Source organism: Bradyrhizobium sp. JYMT SZCCT0428 (genome assembly GCF_018131075.1).
Taxonomy (GTDB): domain Bacteria; phylum Pseudomonadota; class Alphaproteobacteria; order Rhizobiales; family Xanthobacteraceae; genus Bradyrhizobium.
In genome coordinates, this window is record NZ_JAFCLS010000001.1 from 187,928 (window position 1) to 207,434 (window position 19,507).

18 protein-coding genes are annotated in these 19,507 nt (G+C 63.5%); 13 read left to right on the top strand and 5 right to left on the bottom strand.

All coding sequences use genetic code 11. The features are described from left to right. Positions 1-22: 22 nt before the first annotated feature. The gene (locus tag JQ575_RS01005) at positions 23-283 is read right to left on the bottom strand and encodes a hypothetical protein (RefSeq protein ID WP_212031407.1); all 261 of its coding nucleotides are present in this window, start codon (positions 281-283) and stop codon (positions 23-25) included. Here JQ575_RS01005 and JQ575_RS01010 point away from each other — a divergent pair. After that, positions 282-686 (top strand): hypothetical protein, encoded by a 405-nt coding sequence (locus tag JQ575_RS01010; RefSeq protein WP_212031408.1) that lies wholly within the window; start codon positions 282-284, stop codon positions 684-686. The genes JQ575_RS01005 and JQ575_RS01010 overlap by 2 nt on opposite strands. A 1,006-nt stretch (positions 687-1,692) precedes the next feature. On the opposite strand, the gene JQ575_RS01015 is transcribed toward JQ575_RS01010, so the two are convergent. Next, a complete protein-coding gene (locus tag JQ575_RS01015; protein WP_212031409.1) occupies positions 1,693-2,298 on the bottom strand; it encodes a DNA-3-methyladenine glycosylase in 606 nt (201 codons plus the stop codon). A 155-nt stretch (positions 2,299-2,453) separates the two neighbouring features. Here JQ575_RS01015 and lipA point away from each other — a divergent pair, with 155 nt between their 5' ends. The 5 genes from lipA to JQ575_RS01040 are packed head-to-tail and all read left to right on the top strand — an operon-like array spanning position 2,454 to position 7,061. Further along, positions 2,454-3,413 (top strand): lipoyl synthase, encoded by a 960-nt coding sequence (lipA, locus tag JQ575_RS01020; RefSeq protein ID WP_212031410.1) that lies wholly within the window; start codon positions 2,454-2,456, stop codon positions 3,411-3,413. Positions 3,414-3,429: 16 nt separating this feature from the next. Beyond that, positions 3,430-3,966, top strand: coding sequence for a DNA topology modulation protein (locus JQ575_RS01025; protein WP_212031411.1), 537 nt, complete (start codon positions 3,430-3,432; stop codon positions 3,964-3,966). Then, positions 3,966-4,424: a type II toxin-antitoxin system RatA family toxin gene (locus JQ575_RS01030; protein WP_212031412.1), complete on the top strand. Its 459-nt coding sequence runs from the start codon at positions 3,966-3,968 to the stop codon at positions 4,422-4,424. The genes JQ575_RS01025 and JQ575_RS01030 overlap by 1 nt, the downstream gene beginning before the upstream one ends. A 1-nt stretch (position 4,425) precedes the next feature. After that, complete coding sequence (locus tag JQ575_RS01035; protein ID WP_212031413.1) at positions 4,426-5,346, top strand: NAD(P)-dependent oxidoreductase; 921 nt, start codon at positions 4,426-4,428, stop codon at positions 5,344-5,346. A gap of 35 nt (positions 5,347-5,381) precedes the next feature. Beyond that, positions 5,382-7,061: a thiamine pyrophosphate-binding protein gene (locus tag JQ575_RS01040; protein ID WP_212031414.1), complete on the top strand. Its 1,680-nt coding sequence runs from the start codon at positions 5,382-5,384 to the stop codon at positions 7,059-7,061. A 12-nt stretch (positions 7,062-7,073) separates the two neighbouring features. Here JQ575_RS01040 and JQ575_RS01045 read toward each other — a convergent pair whose 3' ends face one another. Together JQ575_RS01045 and JQ575_RS01050 are read right to left on the bottom strand one after the other, a co-directional pair. After that, complete coding sequence (locus JQ575_RS01045; protein ID WP_212031415.1) at positions 7,074-7,676, bottom strand: CinA family protein; 603 nt, start codon at positions 7,674-7,676, stop codon at positions 7,074-7,076. A 1-nt stretch (position 7,677) separates the two neighbouring features. Next, positions 7,678-8,859, bottom strand: coding sequence for a bifunctional 2-C-methyl-D-erythritol 4-phosphate cytidylyltransferase/2-C-methyl-D-erythritol 2,4-cyclodiphosphate synthase (locus JQ575_RS01050; protein WP_212031416.1), 1,182 nt, complete (start codon positions 8,857-8,859; stop codon positions 7,678-7,680). Positions 8,860-9,147: 288 nt separating this feature from the next. On the opposite strand from JQ575_RS01050, the gene dusB reads away from it, so the two are divergent. From dusB to hflX, 7 genes are all read left to right on the top strand, one after another. After that, positions 9,148-10,149, top strand: a complete 1,002-nt coding sequence (dusB, locus tag JQ575_RS01055) for a tRNA dihydrouridine synthase DusB (protein WP_212031590.1) — start codon at positions 9,148-9,150, stop codon at positions 10,147-10,149. Continuing rightward, a complete protein-coding gene (locus tag JQ575_RS01060) occupies positions 10,146-11,321 on the top strand; it encodes a nitrogen regulation protein NR(II) (protein WP_212031417.1) in 1,176 nt (391 codons plus the stop codon). Before dusB ends, JQ575_RS01060 begins: the two co-directional genes overlap by 4 nt. Before the next feature lie 9 nt (positions 11,322-11,330). Next, positions 11,331-12,773 (top strand): nitrogen regulation protein NR(I), encoded by a 1,443-nt coding sequence (gene ntrC / locus JQ575_RS01065; RefSeq protein ID WP_192735943.1) that lies wholly within the window; start codon positions 11,331-11,333, stop codon positions 12,771-12,773. A 146-nt stretch (positions 12,774-12,919) separates the two neighbouring features. Next, positions 12,920-15,268 carry a PAS domain-containing sensor histidine kinase gene (locus tag JQ575_RS01070; RefSeq protein WP_212031418.1) on the top strand — a complete coding sequence of 783 codons (2,349 nt, stop codon included), beginning with the start codon at positions 12,920-12,922 and terminating at the stop codon, positions 15,266-15,268. Between the two features lie 17 nt (positions 15,269-15,285). Further along, positions 15,286-16,656, top strand: a complete 1,371-nt coding sequence (locus tag JQ575_RS01075; protein ID WP_212031419.1) for a sigma-54 dependent transcriptional regulator — start codon at positions 15,286-15,288, stop codon at positions 16,654-16,656. A gap of 316 nt (positions 16,657-16,972) precedes the next feature. Then, positions 16,973-17,221 carry an RNA chaperone Hfq gene (gene hfq / locus JQ575_RS01080; protein WP_006020546.1) on the top strand — a complete coding sequence of 83 codons (249 nt, stop codon included), beginning with the start codon at positions 16,973-16,975 and terminating at the stop codon, positions 17,219-17,221. Positions 17,222-17,232: 11 nt separating this feature from the next. Continuing rightward, positions 17,233-18,609: a GTPase HflX gene (hflX, locus tag JQ575_RS01085; protein ID WP_212031420.1), complete on the top strand. Its 1,377-nt coding sequence runs from the start codon at positions 17,233-17,235 to the stop codon at positions 18,607-18,609. A 7-nt stretch (positions 18,610-18,616) separates the two neighbouring features. On the opposite strand, the gene mazG is transcribed toward hflX, so the two are convergent. Beyond that, a complete protein-coding gene (gene mazG / locus JQ575_RS01090) occupies positions 18,617-19,480 on the bottom strand; it encodes a nucleoside triphosphate pyrophosphohydrolase (RefSeq protein ID WP_212031421.1) in 864 nt (287 codons plus the stop codon). Positions 19,481-19,507 lie beyond the last annotated feature (27 nt).

Here is a 19,507-nt window from a genome sequence, read left to right on the forward strand (position 1 = left end):
TCCGTTGGATAAGAAAGAAGGATCATCCTTCGATTCTTCCGGCAGGGTGCGGCCACGGCGGTTGAATTTCAGTGATTTGAATCACGTGCACCCGCAAGGCGGATTTACGCTTCGCTCCAATCCGCCCTACCGCCCTCCTTCGAATTTCGCTTTCGGGATGACGAACTGTGCGGGGCATCACACCGGGAATCGCGGGTTCAAGGCAGATTGCGGCGGTAGAGACAATCTCGAACATGGGCTTGCCACGACCAATGTCAGAACCGCGCAGGAAATCGATTGCCATGCGCGTTGCGAAGGTTTTCCTTGGCAACGATCAGCCCGCGTTCATTGCCGCCGCGGCTGGAGCATCAATTGCCTGGGGCATCCTGATGGCTTGCCAGACCAGCTATCTCGGCCCTCGTCCGGCCCCGCCGCTTTGGCAGGCGATCGGAAGCGGGATCGCGGTCGGCATGTTTCTGATGCCGTTCTTTTTCATGGGGATTTCCCGGGCAATCGGGTTCATGTCGCATTGGGCGGCCCTCGTCCTCATGAGCGCCGCATTCTATTTTCCCCTTGTTCTGGTGCACATGAGAGCACTCCAGCTCCCCTCCTTCGCATTCATGGCCGTAAGCGTCGCCTATGCAGCTGCGGCCATCCTCGTGGCCAGACGGATCGTGAAATGGCACCGCCGCGCGTCCGTGCAATGACCGCCGCGGCGCCGTAGCCGAGGGGTTCATTTGCTTTTTCGGATTGCAGCAAGCGCACCCGTAGAGCTAAGCGTTTGAATCGGGTTCGCTGCCGCACGATCATTGCCATGATCAGGTGGCCCGACGCGCAACGCTGCGTCCCCACCACACGCCGGGCCAGTCAAACCAATGCGGGGTTGAGGGGCGCCGGTTTGACCGAATCGTTCATAGCTGAACTTCGTGGCAGAAACCGGCCGGCGCGTGATGGTTGACGGTTAGCGACGCGAACGCGATGAACGAGCGTAGCGAAGCAATCCATATTTCCCCAATCCGAGGCATGGATTGCTTCGCGGAGCCTGTCATCGGGCGCGCATTCGCGCGACCCGTTGGCTCGCAATGACGACGTAGAGACAGCGGTGCGACAAATTAACCCGACGGGCAAAATTCCGCTTTCCTCGTCGGGCAAATCATCTCTACGAGTTTGCGTTATCCCGTCCCACTCAGAGGGGCGTCGGCCGTCGTCACGACGAGGGGCGGGTTGCGATGGACGTAACAGTTGCGATTGACGGTCGCGGCTGAAGCGTACGGCGAAAGCGTGTGGTCCTGGCGCCCGTAACAGCGTTAAGCCTTAAGGGAGCTAACGCTTCCGAGGGGCGACGGTGGCAATAGAGGCCGTCTCACCGGGGAGAGCGCGTCATAAGCCGTAAAGCCATTGCGCAGGGAAGGCTGGGTGTTCTCCGCTGCCCTGTATGCTCGTGTGCAGCCTACTTAGCACAATTCGCACACGAGACCGCGGGTGCAGCGCGCACCCGGTCTTCCCTGCGCCCTCTCTTTGGAGGGCAAGGAAGTTACTTGCAAACCTCGGGCGCAATGCGTCGCGAGAATGCGAAGGTGCGTTTGAGCAAGATGACGCCGCAGTTACAACTCGTCATGCCCGGGCTTGACCCGGGCATCCATCAATCTTCGCAAGAACATTTTCTGAGGCGATGGATTGCCGGGTCAAGCCCGGCAATGACAAGCAAGCGTCTCAAAACGCCTTGCTCAAAAAGCGCGAGCCCTTCAGCCCGTACCGCCAGGGAAAATCCACCGCCTTAGTGATGCCGATGCGAATGCCGGTGACGATTTCCGCGTCACCAATCCGCGCATGCAGCGCGATCGGCGGCGCATCGAGCGGCAGTTCGCTGTGCTTGATCGTGATCCCAAGCGCCTCGCACAGTTTGCCGGGGCCCGAGCACAGCGCGCGCTCGTCATGCAGGCCGCGGCGGCGGCGCATTGCCGGAATGCCGTGGGTCGGCTGCAACGCGCGGATCAGCACCGCGCTGGCCGAGCCTTCCTTTTCGCAGACGAAATTGACGCACCAGTGAATGCCGTAGGAGCGATAGACGTAGGAAAAACCGGGCGGACCGAACATCACGAGGTTCCGCGGTGTCGGGCCCCGGTACGAATGTGCAGCCGGATCGGTGTGATGATAGGCCTCGACCTCGACGATGATGCCGCCGACGCCGTCGACCAGCAGCGTCGTCCCGATCAGGTCGGGCGCCACCTCATGCACGCTGCGGGCAAAAAACGTGCGTTTCAGGGCCTTGCCGAGGCGAGGGGCCTTGGTTTCGGCCGGTTGGGGCTTTTGAACCATTTTGAGGCGAGAATCAGCGGGAACAGGAGGAAAGCTCCCAATATGGTGCCTGCCTCTGCTAGGTTTCCGCAACCCCAGCTACAGCCTTCCGCAACGAGGTTGCGGCGCAACGCGACACGGATTAGCTAAAGTCTCCAGGAATATTCAGGCTCCAAATGGTCGTTCTCGTCGATACCGTCTCATCCAACCAGGTTCGCCCGCGCCACCCCGAAAAGGTGAACCGGCCGGATGCGCTGTCGCCGCCGAAGCCGGACTGGATCAGGGTGCGCGCGCCGAATACCCGCGGCTACGCCGACACCCGAAAGATCGTCAAGGAAAACGGCCTCGTCACGGTGTGCGAGGAGGCCGGTTGCCCGAATATCGGCGAGTGCTGGGACAAGAAGCACGCCACCTTCATGATCATGGGGGACACCTGCACGCGGGCCTGCGCGTTCTGCAACGTCAAGACCGGGATGCCCGGCGCGCTCGATGCCGCCGAGCCGGAACATGTCGCGGAGGCCACCTTCAAGCTCGGGCTCGCCCATATCGTCGTGACATCAGTCGATCGCGACGATCTCGCCGATGGCGGCGCCGAGCATTTTGCGCAAACCATCCGCGCGATCCGCGCCCGCTGCCCGACCACGACCATCGAGATCCTGACGCCCGACTTCCTGCGCAAGGAAGGCGCGCTGGAGATCGCGGCGGCCGCAAAGCCCGATGTGTTCAACCACAATCTGGAAACCGTGCCGTCGCGCTATCTCACGGTGCGGCCGGGCGCCCGCTACTTCCATTCGATCCGGCTGCTGCAGCGGGTCAAGGAAATCGATCCGACCATCTTCACCAAGTCCGGCATCATGGTGGGCCTTGGCGAGGAACGCCACGAGGTGCTGCAGGTGATGGACGATCTGCGCTCGGCGGATGTCGACTTCCTCACCATCGGGCAATATCTGCAGCCGACCCGCAAGCACCACGCGGTGATGCGCTACGTCACCCCGGACGAGTTCGCGGGCTACGAGAAGGTTGCCTACACCAAGGGGTTCCTGATGGTGTCGGCGAGCCCGCTGACCCGCTCCTCACATCATGCTGGCGATGATTTCGCCAAGCTGCAGGCGGCGCGCGCGGCGCGATCCCGCTGATTCCGGGCGTGGTGTTATGGATCGAATTCTTGTCATGGGCTCGCCCGGATCGGGCAAGTCGACGTTTGCGCGTCGGCTATCTCAAATCACCGGCATCCCGGTCGTGTCGCTGGATGCGCTCTATTGGAAGCCGGGCTGGAAGCCGTCGGACGCCACCGAGTTTGAAGCACGCGTCACCGAGGCGGTGCGCCTGCCTCGCTGGATCATCGACGGCGATTATATCTGGTGGGCCGGTGATGTCAGGCGCAGCGTTGCCGATGCCGTCATCTGGTTTGACCTGCCAAGGCGAAGCTGCATGGTCGGCCTCATGAGCAGGATCGCCACGAGCTATGGACGCGTGCGGCCAGAGATGGCGGAGGGCTGTCCGGAACGGATCAACGTCGAGTTCTTGCGCTACGTCTGGACATATCGACGGGAGCAAAGGCCGAAATTGCTGCAATATCTAGAGGGACTTCGAGCTGATCAATTCCTGATCTGCTTTACCGACAGGGCGCAGGCACACCGGTATCTGGCGAGTTTTGGACGGCGGGAAGGCGCGGAGGGCGTGCACTGATGCCGCGCTTTTCAAGCAAGCGGCGGGTACGTCACACCGCCCAGCAGATGTTCGATCTGGTCGCCGACGTCGAGCGCTATCCGGAATTCGTGCCGTTGTGCCATTCGCTCAAAATTCGTCAGCGCACGGCGCAGCCTGACGGCACCGAGATCGTGGTCGCCGACATGACGGTGTCGTTCAAGCTGGTGCGGGAATCCTTCACCAGCCGGGTGACGCTGGACCGTCCCAATCTGAAGATCCTGGTGGAGTATTTGAAGGGGCCGTTCAGCAATCTGGAAAACCGCTGGAACTTCGAGCCCAAATCCGAAACCGATTGCGATGTCGGATTCTTCCTCTCCTACGAATTCAAGAGCCGGATGCTGGCGATGCTGATGGGCACGATGTTCGATACAGCGTTCCACCGCTTTGCCGCGGCGTTCGAAAAGCGGGCGGATGTGGTTTATGGAAAGCGGGCGTGACATGACGACATTGGAACGCGTCGGCTTCATTGGTCTCGGCGGAATGGGGCGCGGGCTCGTCAAGAACCTCCTCGCCAAAGGCGTCGCCGTCACGGCGTACGATTTGAACCCTGAGGCGGTGGCCATTGCCAAATCCCAGGGCGCGACGGCGCCGGGCAGTGTTCGCGACATCGGCGAATGCCGCATCATCATGATTTGCGTCAATGCAGCCGAGGACGTCGAGGCGCTGCTGACGGGGCCCGACGGACTGCTCGCCCGCCCGGCGCCGAACTTCGTCGTCGTCGATCACACCACCGGCAGTCCGCAAATGGTCGATAAACTTGATCGGCTGGTCCGCGCCGCCGGCGGGCGCTATGCCGAGGCGCCGATGACGCGCACCCCGAAGCACGCGGACGCCGGCAAGGTCAACGTGCTCTATGGCGGGGAGGCCGATTTGCTCGGCGAGCTCAGGCCCTATTTCGAGCGCTATGCGGAGAACATCTTCCACATCGGCCCGCTCGGCCACGCCATCCGTCTCAAGCTGATCCACAACTACATCGCCTTTGCCAACGTTGCGGCGTGGTGCGAGGGATTTGCGCTGGCGGCAAAGGACGGCCTCGACCTCAAGCAACTGATCACCATCATCTCGGCCGCCGGCGGCAAGAGCGGCATGCTCGACCTCCATGGCCAGGCGACGCTCGATGGCGACTTTACCCCGCTGATGTCGCTGGCGAACGCCCGCAAGGACGTGCGCTATTACGCGCGCTGGCTGGAAGACGCCGGATTGCCGGGCTTCATGGCCGATGCCGTGCACCAGACCTACCGGCAGGCCGCCTTGCTCGGCCATGACGGCGAGTCCTGCACCGCCGTGATCAAGGCCTACGAGGCCGTCACCGGTGTCGAGGCCCGCATCCGGCCGCAAGATCGAAATCAGGGCGGTTGAATGCTATACGATTTGCGGAACGGAAGGACCAAGTGATGGACATCAAGGCACCCATGCGAAGTGGCGGGCATATTCTGATCGATCAACTGGCCCTGCACGGCGCCGACACCGTGTTCGGCGTGCCCGGGGAAAGCTTTCTGGCGGCGCTGGACGGCATGTACCAGAACCAGCGGGTCCGCTTCGTCAATTCCCGGCATGAGGGCGGCGCGGCCATGATGGCGGATGCCTATGGCAAGCTCACCGGAAAGCCCGGCATCGCCTTTGCAACGCGCGGCCCCGGCGCCACCAACGCCTCCGCGGGCGTTCATGTCGCGTTTCAGGATTCGACGCCGATGATCCTGCTGCTTGGCCAGGTCGGACGGGACATGATGGAGCGCGAGGCGTTCCAGGAGATCGACTACCGCCAGATGTTCGGGCCGATGACCAAATGGGTCGCCCAGATCGACGACGCGCGCAGAATTCCCGAATTCATCTCGCGGGCGTTTTATACGGCGACTTCCGGCCGGCCCGGGCCTGTCGTGCTGGCGCTGCCCGAGGACATGCTGACCGACGAGGCTGACGTTCCGGATGCGCAGCCTTACAAGCCGCAAACCGTCGCGCCGGGCGCGGAAAGCCTGCAACAGTTCGAGGAGTTGCTGGCCGCGGCACGCAAGCCGTTGCTGATCGTCGGCGGCGGCGGATGGAGCGATAAGGCGCGCCGCGACCTCGAAGCGTTCGCGACCGCGCATGAGGTGCCCGTCAGCGCTTCATTCCGGTGCCAGGATTATTTCGACAATCTGCACGCTGCGTACGCCGGCCATGTCGGCATCGGCATCTCCCCGAAATTCGCCGAACGGATTCGTGACAGCGATCTGATTATTGCGCTCGGCGCCAGGCTCGGGGAAATCACGACATCGGGCTACAGCCTGTTCGACATTCCGCAGCCGAAGCAGCCGCTGGTTCACATCTATCCGGATCCGGAGGAGATCGGCCGCGTTCACGCGCCGAAACTGGGGATCATTGCCGGGAGCGCGGCGTTCGCGGCCGCGATAGCCAAGCTGAAGCCGAAGCATCAGCCGCGCGGTGATGAACTGAAGGCAGCGCACGCGGACTATCTCGCCTTCAATGAGCCGACCCGTTCGCCCGGCGATGTTCAGCTGTCGCGGATCGTACGTGATCTCAGCGAACGGCTGCCGGAGGATGCGATCATCTGCAACGGCGCCGGCAACTACGCCGTCTGGGTTCATCGCTTCTGGCGCTACCGCCAGTTCCGGACCGAACTCGCGCCGACATCCGGTTCAATGGGATACGGCTTGCCGGCGGCGGTTGCGGCCAAGCATCTGCACCCGAACCGGCCGGTGATCGCATTCGCCGGCGACGGCTGCTTCCAGATGACCGGGAACGAGTTCATGACCGCGGTCGAAAACCGGCTGCCCCTCATCGTGATCGTCTGCAACAACGGCATGTACGGAACCATCCGCATGCATCAGGAGCGGCATTATCCCGGCCGGGTGTCCGGCACCAATCTGGCGAACCCTGATTTCGCCGCGCTCGCGCGTGCCTTTGGCGGCTTCGGCGCCCGGGTCGACCGTACCGAAGATTTTGCAAAGGCCTTCGACGAGGCGGTGGCCTCGCGCTTGCCGGCGATCATCGAACTCACGATCAGCCCGGAGGCGCTGACGCCGGCGGCTTCGCTCAGCGAAACCCGCGCCAAGGCGTTGGCCGCGGCGAAGTGATGAAGCGGTTCGCTAGGATCTCGGCGGCCGTCGTCGCTTGACGGCGCTGCCCCGGGTCGATCGCGCGACACGCGGGCGGAGCCGGCTCACGGCCTCGCGGCGCGGTTTGACGGATGCCTGCGGTCCGCGCGCCAGCTCCATCAGCATGCGCAGCGCCTCGACCACCGAGCGCTGGCGCACGCTGGTGCGGCCGATGGCGCCAAAGCGATGTTCGCGATGCAGGATGCGGCCGTCGCGCGAGGCGACCGCGAAATGCACGAGCCCAACCGGCTTGCCGGGTGTGGCGCCACCGGGACCGGCAATGCCGGTGATGGAGACGGCCAGATCGACGCCGGCCTTCTCCAGCGCGCCGACCGCCATCGCGGTTGCGGTTTCCTTGCTGACGGCGCCAAAGGTCGCCAGCGTCGTTACCTTGACGCCGAGCATCGCGCGCTTGGCATCGTTGGAATATGTGACAAAGCCGCGGTCGATGACGTCAGAGGAACCGGGAATATCCGTGAGCGCGCCGGCGACCAGGCCGCCGGTGCAGGATTCCGCGGTCGCAATGGTCAGCTTGCGCATCCGGCACAGATCGAGCAGCGAGCGGGAGAGGGCGCGGGCGTCGCTGCCGCTCATGCTATTCGCTCCAGGGAAGACGAATGGTGGCGCTCGCGGTCGCGGCGATGCCTTCCTCGCGGCCGGTAAAGCCAAGCCGTTCACTGGTGGTCGCCTTGACGGCGACGCGGGAAATGTCGAGCCCGGTGATCTCGGCGATGCGCGCGCGCATGACATCGCGCAGCGGTCCGATCTTGGGCCGCTCGCAGATCAAGGTGACCTCGAGATTGGCGATGCGGCCGCCGCGGGCGGTGACGCGATCGACCGCATATTTGAGGAACTTGTCGGAAGCGGCGCCTTTCCACTGCGGATCGCTGGGCGGGAAGTGCGAACCGATATCGCCGTCCGCCAGCGCGCCGAGGATGGCGTCGACCATGGCGTGCAGGCCGACGTCGCCGTCGGAATGGGCGAGAAAGCCGCGGGTATGCGGCACACGGACGCCGCAGATCATCAGATGATCGCCGTCGCCGAAGGCGTGCACGTCGTAGCCGGTGCCGGTCCTGATGTCGCCGAGCATGGCGCCGAGGCGGGCTTCCTCGCGGACAAAATCTTCAGGTGTCGTGAGCTTCATGTTCGCAGGATCGCCTTCAAAGGTCGCCACCGTCAATCCCGCCCATTCGGCGAGCGCGGCATCATCGGTGAAATCGCTGCGGCCCTCGCGCGCGGCGCGGCGATGCGCTTCGAGGATCACGTCGAAACGAAACGCCTGCGGCGTCTGGGCGATGCGCAGCCGCGCGCGGTCCGGCGTGGCTTCGACATCGCCGGCCTCACCAACCTGTTTGATCGTATCGGTGACGGCGATCGCAGGAACCGCGGCGCCGGTGCGGCCGGCGGCGTCGATCGCGCGCGAAATCACCGCCGGTGTTACGAAGGGCCGCGCCGCGTCGTGGATCAGAACGATGTCGGGCTTGTCGCTGGCCAGCGCCTCGAGCCCGGCGTGCACCGAGGCCTGGCGCGTTGCGCCGCCATTGGTGGGTGGTTGATGGCGCAAACCGGCGACGGCCTCGTTGAAGACCGCTGCGTCGTCGGGGTTCACAACCGGCTGCACGGCGAAGATTTCGGAGTGGCGGCAGAACGCTTCCATCGCCCGGAAGATCACGGTCTGCCCGCCGATCGTACGGTATTGTTTGGGCCCTCCCGCGCCGGCGCGAAGTCCGCGCCCGGCTGCGACGAGAATGGCTGCTGTACGCTCAGGTTTCGGCATTTGACTCTTAGTTACGGACGGATCGGGTTGAGGAGAGGGGATCGGGCCCCTGCGGCGCACAGCCCTTACCATGCCGAATGCGTAAAAACAGAGCGTTTCCCAATAGCTGTGGGAAAAGCAGTTTTTGTTGCAGTGCACTTGCACAAATGATAGAACTGTCTAAAGTGTAGGCATGAAGCTTGACTGCACAAGATTTGTGCTCACAATATGCGCCGACAGTAGCAATGCCGCTGCTGCCAGACCAATGAGAACACCGTGACCGGCCTGGACGACCCACGCCCTAAGACGTTGAAGATAGGCGATATTTCGGTCGCTAACCGGGTTCTCCTGGCGCCGATGTCCGGCATTACCGACGCCCCCTTTCGGCGCCTTGCCGCCGCCCTTGGGGCGGGACTCGTGGTCTCCGAGATGACCGCCAGTGACGATCTCGTGCATGGCCGGCCGATGTCGGTGTTGCGCTGCGAGGCGACCGGGATCGGCCCGCACGTGGTTCAGCTCGCAGGCTGTCAAACCCACTGGATGTCGGAAGGGGCGAGGGTTGCCGAGGCTGCCGGTGCCGACATCATCGATATCAATATGGGTTGCCCGGCGCGGCACGTGACCGGCGGCCAGTCCGGCTCGGCGCTGATGCGCGATCTCGACCACGCGCTGAAACTGATCGAAGCGACGATCGCTGCGGTCAAGGTTCCGGTGACGCTGAAGATGCGGCTCGGCTGGGACCATGGCTCTCTCAACGCCCCCGAACTCGCGCGGCGCGCGGAAGCCGCCGGCGTGCAGATGATCACGGTGCACGGCCGCACGCGCTCCCAGTTCTACAAGGGCGAGGCGGACTGGAGCGCGGTGCGCGCGGTCAAGGATGCGATCACGGTGCCGCTCGTCGTCAATGGCGACATCGCGTCGTTCGAGAAGGCGGTCAGCGCGCTCGAAATGTCTGGCGCCGATGCCGTGATGATCGGGCGCGGTGCGCAGGGGCAGCCCTGGCTGCCCGGCCAGATCGGACGCCAGCTGGAAACCGGAAAGCCCGAAGCCGCTCCCTCGCTGGCGGAACAGCTCGCCCACATCCGCGCGCTCTATGACGAAGTCTGCCGCCTCTACGGTTTGCGCATTGGCCTCAAGCACGCGCGCAAGCATCTCGGCTGGGCGCTCGATATCGCTGCCGACTGCAGCCGCGCGCCGGCGGAGAAGCTCAAGAGCTGGCGGCAAAAGATACTGACGTCGGAGAATTCGCACCGGGTACATCGATCGCTCCAAGACGCCTACGACGATTTTGCATGGAGTGCTGCAGCATGAATTCGGCCGCAGAACAACGCCGGCGTCTGCCGTCCGAAAGCGATGCGATTCTCAATGCGCTGCCGAATCCGGTGCTGCTGATCGCGCCCGACGGGCGCATCATCGACGCCAACATCGCAGCCGAATCGTTCTTCGAGATTTCGACCCAGTTCCTGCAACGGCAGTCGCTGAAGGAACTGGTGCCATTCGGCAGTCCGCTGCTGGCGCTGATCGATCAGGTGCGATCGAGCGGCTCGCCGGTCAACGAATACAAGGTCGATCTCGGCACGCCCAGGATCGGCGGCGACCGCCAGGTCGATCTTCACGTTGCGCCGCTGACGGAGCGGCCGGGCCACATCGTCGTGATGCTGCAGGAGCGCACCATCGCCGACAAGATGGACCGGCAATTGACGCATCGGAGCGCGGCGCGTTCGGTGATCGCGCTGGCGGCGATGCTGGCGCATGAAATCAAGAACCCGCTGTCCGGCATTCGCGGCGCCGCGCAATTGCTCGAGCAGGCGGCCTCGTCCGAGGACCGGATGCTGACGCGCCTGATCTGCGACGAGGCCGACCGCATCGTCACGCTGGTCGACCGTATGGAAGTGTTCGGCGACGACCGGCCGGTGGCGCGCGGTCCCGTCAATATTCATTCCGTGCTCGACCACGTCAAACGGCTGGCGCAATCGGGCTTTGCCCGCAACGTCCGCTTCGTCGAGGAATACGATCCGTCGCTGCCGCCGGTGCTGGCCAATCAGGACCAGCTCATTCAGGTCTTCCTCAATCTGGTGAAGAACGCCGCCGAGGCGGTCGCTGATCTCGGCAGCGATGCTGAAATCCAGCTTACCACCGCGTTCCGCCCGGGGGTTCGCCTGTCGGTGCCGGGCAAGAAGTCGCGGGTATCGCTGCCGCTTGAATTCTGCGTCAAGGACAACGGCTCCGGCGTGCCGGAAGACCTGTTGCCGAACCTGTTCGATCCGTTCGTGACCACTAAGCAAACCGGGAGCGGGCTCGGTCTCGCGCTCGTCGCAAAAATCGTCGGCGATCACGGCGGTATCATCGAATGCGAATCCCAGCCGCGGAAGACGACCTTCCGCGTGCTGCTGCCGATGTTCAGCTCCACTAAACAATTCGACCAAAGCAATCGCGATGACGTTTCGGGTACGCCATCGCCTGCCTCACAGGCCGCAAGATGAGGAATAATGATGCCCGCAGGTAGCATACTTGTCGCTGATGACGACACCGCCATCCGCACAGTTCTAAACCAGGCTCTCTCGCGCGCCGGATACGAGGTGCGCCTGACCGGAAACGCGGCGACGCTGTGGCGATGGGTGAGCCAGGGCGAGGGCGACCTCGTAATCACCGACGTCGTGATGCCCGACGAGAACGCGTTCGACCTGCTGCCGCGGATCAAGAAGATGCGGCCGAACCTTCCCGTTATCGTCATGAGCGCGCAGAACACCTTCATGACGGCAATCCGGGCCTCGGAGCGCGGCGCCTATGAATATCTGCCGAAGCCGTTCGACCTGAAGGAGCTGATCACCATCGTCGGGCGCGCCTTGGCGGAGCCAAAGGAGCGGGTGGCGAGTTCTGCCGACGAAGGTGAATTCGATTCCATTCCGCTGGTCGGCCGCTCGCCGGCGATGCAGGAAATCTATCGCGTGCTGGCGCGTCTGATGCAGACCGACCTCACCGTGATGATCTCCGGCGAATCCGGCACCGGCAAGGAACTGGTCGCTCGCGCGCTGCATGATTACGGCAAGCGGCGAAATGGCCCCTTCGTGGCGGTCAACATGGCGGCAATCCCGCGCGACCTGATCGAGTCCGAACTGTTCGGCCATGAACGCGGCGCGTTCACCGGCGCCAATACGCGGGCCTCCGGCCGGTTCGAACAGGCCGAGGGTGGTACGCTGTTTCTCGACGAAATCGGCGACATGCCGATGGAAGCGCAGACCAGGTTGCTGCGGGTACTGCAGCAGGGCGAATACACCACCGTTGGCGGGCGAACCCCGATCAAGACCGACGTGCGGATCGTGGCGGCGAGCAACAAGGATTTGCGCATCCTGATTCAGCAGGGCCTGTTCCGGGAAGACCTGTTCTTCCGTCTCAACGTGGTGCCGCTGCGGCTGCCGCCGCTGCGCGAGCGCATCGAGGATCTGCCCGACCTGATCCGGCATTTCTTCTCGCTCGCCGAGAAAGACGGGCTGCCGCCCAAGAAGCTGGACACGCTGGCGCTGGAGCGGCTCAAGCAGCACCGCTGGCCCGGCAACGTGCGCGAGCTTGAAAATCTCGCGCGCCGCCTGGCAGCGCTCTATCCGCAGGACGTCATCACGGGTTCAGTGATCGACGGCGAGTTGGCGCCGCCCGCCGTGGCTTCGGGGGGCAATGCGCCGCTCGGTGTCGAGAATCTCGGCGGCGCGGTCGAGGCCTACCTGTCGTCGCACTTCTCGGGCTTCCCGAACGGCGTGCCACCGCCGGGCCTCTACCATCGCATCCTCAAGGAAATCGAGGTGCCGCTGCTCACGGCGGCGCTCGCGGCGACACGCGGCAACCAAATCCGTGCCGCCGATTTGCTCGGCCTCAACCGCAACACGCTGCGGAAGAAGATCCGGGATCTGGATATTCAGGTCTACCGCAGCGGGGGCTAGCCGGTTAGATCTCGTCGAAATACTGGAACAGAACGCTTTCGCGGCGGGGTGCGCCGCGGAATTGTCGCAATTTGGCAACATTGTGATATGAATGCATCAGTCCGCGGCAGGCGGACACAAAGCCTTTCAGCTCACCGATTGCCGGAATGACCACCGCAGAGACCTCGGCGCCTACATTTGACCCGTCGCTTGCCCAATCCACAGGAGGAATCCTGCGGAAATGGGTGGCGCCGTTTGCGGTCGGGATCGCGCTGCTATCGGCGTTCCTGACCTTTGTCGTGCTGAGCGGCCTGACGCCGATCGAACCTTCGCGCAACGTCGTCTACTCCTTCCTGTTGATCAATGCGGCGACCATCCTGCTGCTGGTTGCCATCATCATCCGCGAAGTCTGGCTGGTGGTGCAGGCGCGGCGCCGTGGCAGGGCGGCGGCAAGGCTGCACGTCCAGATCGTGGGTCTGTTCTCGGTGATTGCCGTGCTGCCGGCGGTGCTGGTGGCGATCGTGGCCAACGTCACCATCGATCGCGGTCTCGACCGGCTATTCTCGGGCCCGACGCGGGAGGTGATCCAGAATTCGCTGATCATCGCGCGGGCCTACACTTACGAGCACGCGCAGCTCATCAATGGCGACATCCTGGGCATGGCCAATGATATCGCCAACGCGTGGCCGTTGTTCGTGCAGGACCGGCGTACGTTTCTGGAATTGCTGACGGCGAGCGCCTCCAAGCGCAACTTGCCGGGCACCATGCTGCTCGACAAGGAAGGCAACGTCGTAGTGTCTGCGCAAACCGGCATCAGGCAAGCCTTTGCGACGCCGCCAAAGGAACTGCTCGACAATGTCGGCGAGGACAAACCCGAGATTTCGGTTTTCCCGGAGGAAAATTACGTCGCAGCGGTGGTCCGGCTGCGGGCTTTCGACGATACCTTTCTCTACGTCGCGCGTCTGCTCGATCCACGCGTGGTTGGGCAGCTGCGGCAGACCCAGGCCAGCGTCGCCGAATATGCCCAGATTGAAGCACGCCGGCTCGGCATCCAGGTCGCCTTCGCGCTGATGTTCGCTGTGATCGCGCTGACGATCCTGATGGCGTCGGTGCTGATCGGCTTGAACTTTGCCAACTGGCTCGTGGCGCCGATCCGTAATTTGATGAGCGCCGCCAACATCGTCTCCACCGGCGATCTGCATGTCCAGGTACCCGTCCATAAATCGGAAGGCGATCTGGCCCAATTGGGCGAGACCTTCAACAAGATGACCCAGGAACTGCGCACTCAGCGCGACGAACTGGTCAGCGCCAGCGACCTGATCGATAGCCGCCGCCGTTTCATCGAAGCGGTGCTGTCCTCGGCCAGCGCCGGCATCATCGGCGTCGATGCCTCCGGCAGTGTCGGCATCCTGAACCGTTCGGCGGAAAAACTCATCGGTCATGTGGAATCAGAAACGCTCGACCATCCGCTGTCGGATGTGCTGCCCGAACTCGACGACATGATGAAAACCGCGCGCGAGGGTACGCAAAAGCTGGTGCAGGGCCAGATCACCATCACCCGCGACGGCCATGAGAGCAATCTGTCGGTCCGCGTCACTGCCGAACAGACCGGGCAATCGCGCGACAGTTACATCATCACGCTCGACGACATCACGGATCTGGTCTCCGCGCAGCGCACCTCGGCCTGGGGCGACGTCGCGCGCCGCATCGCCCACGAAATCAAGAATCCGCTGACGCCGATCCAGCTTTCGGCCGAACGTATCCGCCGCAAGTTCGGCAAGGTCATTGTCGAGGACAAGGGCATCTTCGAGCAATGTACCGACACCATCGTGCGCCAGGTCGACGACATCAGGCGGATGGTCGACGAGTTCTCTCGCTTTGCGCGGATGCCGAAGCCGGTAATGGAAGGCGAGGACGTCGCCGATACCGTTCGGCAGGCGGTATTCCTGATGAAGGTCGGGCATCCCGACCTCGATATCGAGACCGAAATCAAGCAAGATCCGATCCGGGCGCAGTTCGACCGCCGGCTGATCTCGCAGGCTTTGACCAACATCATCAAGAACGCGACCGAAGCAATCGAGCAGGTTCCGCCGGACGAGCTTGGCAAGGGTCGTATCGATGTCGTCGCCGCGCAGGAGAACGACGACATCGTGATCGATGTGATCGACAACGGTATCGGCCTGCCGAAGACGGCTCGCGCGCGCCTGCTAGAGCCTTACGTGACGACGCGGCAGAAAGGCACCGGGCTTGGGCTCGCGATCGTCGGGCGGGTGCTGGAAGACCATGGCGGCCGCATCGAGCTCAAGGATGCCTCTGACTTCCGGCCGGGGCAGCGTGGGGCCTGGATGCGGCTGCGCTTTGCCGTGTCCGGCCAGGCGCCGAAGGCTGAAGCGAAAGAACCGGCTGCGGCCGTAAAAGAGCAGGGCGGCGAAACAAAAGCGCCGGCTTCCGAAACCAATGAGGCGGCAAACGCGACTAATGATGAACCAAAAATCAAAGCCGCAACAGGCAACTGACAAGACAGGTGTAACCCATGGCCAGTGACATTCTGATTGTCGACGACGAAGCAGATATCCGGGACCTTGTTGCGGGCATTCTCGACGATGAGGGCTTCAGCACGCGGACCGCGCGTGACAGCGATTCGGCGCTCGCAGAGATCGCCAACCGCCGCCCCCATCTGGTGTTTCTCGACATCTGGCTGCAGGGCTCCAAGCTCGACGGCCTGCAATTGCTCGAGCAAATCAAGAAGGATCACGCCGACGTGCCCGTGGTGATGATCTCCGGCCACGGCAACATCGAGACGGCGGTCGCCGCCATCAAGCGCGGCGCCTATGACTTCATCGAAAAGCCGTTCAAATCGGACCGCCTGATCCTGGTGGCGACGCGGGCGCTGGAAACCTCGCGCCTCAAGCGCGAGGTAAAAGAACTCAAGCAACTGGCTCCGGCTGCTAGCGTTCTGACCGGGCGCTCGGCCTGCATGAACCAGCTGCGCCAGACCATCGACCGGGCCGCCAAGGCCAACAGCCGCATCCTGATCGTCGGCCCTCCCGGTTCAGGCAAGGAGCTGGCGGCGCGGACGCTGCATCACGCCTCGAGCCGCGCCGAAGGGCCGTTCGTCGTCATCAACGCAGCGGCGATCACGCCGGAGCGGATGGAAGTCGAAATGTTCGGGGTCGAGCAGACCAATGGCGAACAGGCGCGCAAGGCCGGCGCGCTCGAAGAGGCCCATGGCGGCACGCTGTTCATCGACGAAATCGCCGACATGCCGCGCGAAACCCAGAACAAGATCCTGCGCGTGCTGGTCGATCAGACCTTCCAGCGCTCCGGCGGCACCGCCAAGGTCCATGTCGACGTCCGCATCATCTCGTCGACCGCGCGCAATCTGGAGGAGGAGATCGCCGAAGGGCGATTCCGCGAGGACCTCTATCACCGGCTGTCGGTGGTGCCGATCCGGGTGCCGCCGCTGTCGGAGCGCCGCGAAGATATTCCCGAACTGATCGACTACTTCATGGATCAGATTTCGATCGCGACCGGCCTGCCGAAACGCCAGATCGGCCAGGATGCGATGGCGGTGCTGCAGTCGCATGTCTGGCCCGGCAACGTCCGCCAGCTCCGCAACAACGTCGAGCGCGTGATGATTCTGGCCGGCGGCGGGCCGGAAGCGATCGTCACCGCCGACATGCTGCCGCAGGACGTCGGCTCGATGGTGCCGGCGATGCCGACCAGCAACAATGGCGAGCACATCATGGGCTTGCCACTGCGCGAGGCGCGCGAAGTGTTCGAGCGCGACTATCTGATTGCCCAGATCAGCCGGTTCTCGGGCAACATCTCTCGCACAGCGGAATTCGTCGGCATGGAGCGCTCGGCCCTGCATCGCAAGCTCAAAGCGCTCGGAGTTGGTTGAGCGCTTGTTGCGCGAAGAGGTATTTGCATCGCTTATTCGCGTGCGAGCCGGGCATCGGCCGCAAGCGAATCTGCGCCACCGATCCATGCAGTTGCTTGAGAATATTCATCTCTTTCCGGAGTTCTACGGAGAATGGTCACTAGGTTCCGCGTGGGTGACGCGCGAACTGGCTTGCCTAAAAACCGCGCGTACCCTCTAATCGAACTGCCGAGCCGACCGGAGGGGGATCTCAGGGGAAGCCGGCAACCGGGGCAGGCTCCGTGAGAGAGCAACAACCGGTTAACAAAAAGAAGCACAAGACGGCGGGACAAAAACAATGGCGGCAGACCGCGCACAAAACCTACAAGACACCTTCCTAAATCACGTTCGCAAAACCAAAACGCCACTAACGATCTTTCTGGTCAACGGAGTAAAGCTGCAGGGGATTGTCACCTGGTTCGACAATTTCTGTCTGCTGCTTCGGCGCGACGGTCATTCGCAGCTTGTATACAAGCACGCGATCTCGACCATCATGCCGGGCGCTCCGATCCAGTTGTTCGAAGGCGGTGAGGATGCTCCGGCTTGAGAGTGACCTGATTGGAACCCCTCAATCGTGAAGGGGGCGCCGACCGTCCGCGGTCGGCGGGGGGCAGACAGACCGGACGGGTGATCGTCATCGGTCCTTATTTGCGTATGCGCCGCGGCGATGCCGATGCGCAGGCGAACGAGGCCGTGCGCGATTCCGAGGCGCGGCTGGAGGAGGCCGCAGGTCTGGCGCGCGCCATCGACCTGACGGTCGCCGATTCCCTGATCGCTCCAATCAGCCAGATCAGGCCCGCAACCTATCTCGGCAAGGGCAAGGTCGAGGAGATCCTCGGCCTCATCAAAGGCCATGACATCGAACTCGTGGTGATGGATTGCGCGTTGTCGCCGATCCAGCAGCGCAATCTCGAGAAGGCCTGGGACACCAAGGTGCTCGACCGTACCGGGCTGATCCTGGAAATCTTCGGCCGTCGCGCCAAGACCAAGGAGGGCTCGCTGCAGGTCGAGCTCGCGCATCTGAATTATCAGCGCAGCCGGCTGGTGCGATCATGGACCCATCTGGAGCGCCAGCGCGGCGGCTTCGGCTTCATGGGCGGCCCCGGCGAGACCCAGATCGAGGCCGACCGCCGCCTGATCGGCGACCGCATCACGCGGCTCGAGAACGAAATCAAGAAGGTACAGGCGACGCGGCGGCTGCATCGTGCCGGCCGGCAGCGGGTGCCGTATCGTGTGGTCGCGCTGGTCGGCTACACCAACGCCGGCAAGTCGACGCTGTTCAACCGCCTGACGCGCGCCGACGTCCAGGCTGCAGACATGCTCTTTGCTACATTGGATCCTACATTGCGCGCGCTGACCCTGCCGCATGGCGGCAAGGCGATGCTGTCGGACACGGTCGGATTCATTTCCAATTTGCCGACGCAACTGGTGGCCGCGTTTCGCGCCACGCTGGAAGAGGTGCTGGAAGCGGACATCATCCTGCACGTCCGCGACATCTCGCATGAAGACGCCGAAGCGCAGGAGCGCGACGTCGACGCGGTGCTGCGTCAGCTCGGGATCGACCCGGACGCAGGCGCGCGCATCCTCGAAGTCTGGAACAAGATCGATCGCTTCGATCCCGAGGAGCGTGACAACCTGCGCAACATCGCCGCGCGCCGGCCGGAAGAGCGGCCGTGCTTCCTGGTGTCCGCCGAAACCGGCGAGGGGATCGAGACGCTGCTGACCGCGATCGAGGATCGGCTCGCCGCCTTCCGGATGACGCTCGATCTATCGATCGACGCCTCCGATGGCGCCGGCATCAGCTGGCTGCATCGCAACGCCGAAGTGCTTACCAAGGAGCTTCACGGCGAGCGGTTCGACATGACGGTGCGGGTCGACGAGACCAAACACGACATCGTGGTGTCGCGGTTCGGAGCCGTGCCGCACGCGGCGTGAGGCGTGCTTAGCCCCGTCCACCGTGTGAATTGGCCGATGCTGGCGCCTCCGAACGTTCTTCAACCTTGGCTTCGTTCCAGAGCCCGTCCATCTCGGTGAGCGACGCGCCCTCGAGTGAGCGGCCCTTGGCTGCCAACGCGCGCTCGATATAGGCAAAGCGGCGCTCGAATTTCGCGTTGGTGCCGCGCAGCGCGGTTTCGGGATCGGCGCCGACATGCCGCGCCAGATTGACCAGGGCGAACAGGAGATCGCCGGTCTCGCTTGCGAGCTCTTCCGCATCGCCCTTGTCGAGCGCGGCCTCAATCTCGTCGGCCTCTTCGCGGATTTTATGCAGCACGGCCCGGGGATCGTTCCAGTCGAAGCCGACGGTGGAGGCCTTGCGCTGCAATTCCATCGCGCGCGTCAGCGCGGGCTGGCCCGCCTTGACGCTCGACAACAACGATTTGGTGGGTTCGGCCGGCTCCGGCGGCCTGCGCGCGGCACGTTCGGCCTTCTCCTCGGCCTTGATGCGCTCCCAGGCGCTCTTGACGCCGGCCGGCTGGATGTTGCCGTCCTTGTCGGCGAAGACGTGCGGGTGCCGCCTTATCATCTTTTTCGTGATCGCCTCGACGACGTCGCCGAAAGCAAAGGCGTTCTGTTCTTCGGCCATACGTGCGTGATAGACGACCTGTAGCAGGAGATCGCCGAGCTCCTCGCGAAGATCGTCAAGATCGCCGCGGGTGATGGCGTCGACGACCTCATAGGCTTCCTCGATAGTGTAGGGCGCGATCGTCGCAAAATTCTGTTCGAGGTCCCACGGGCAACCGGTGACCGGCGTACGCAGCGCTGCCATGATTTCGAGCAGCCGGGAAATATCGCGGGAAGGGGTCATGGGTTTACCGACGTCGGGGAGAGGACA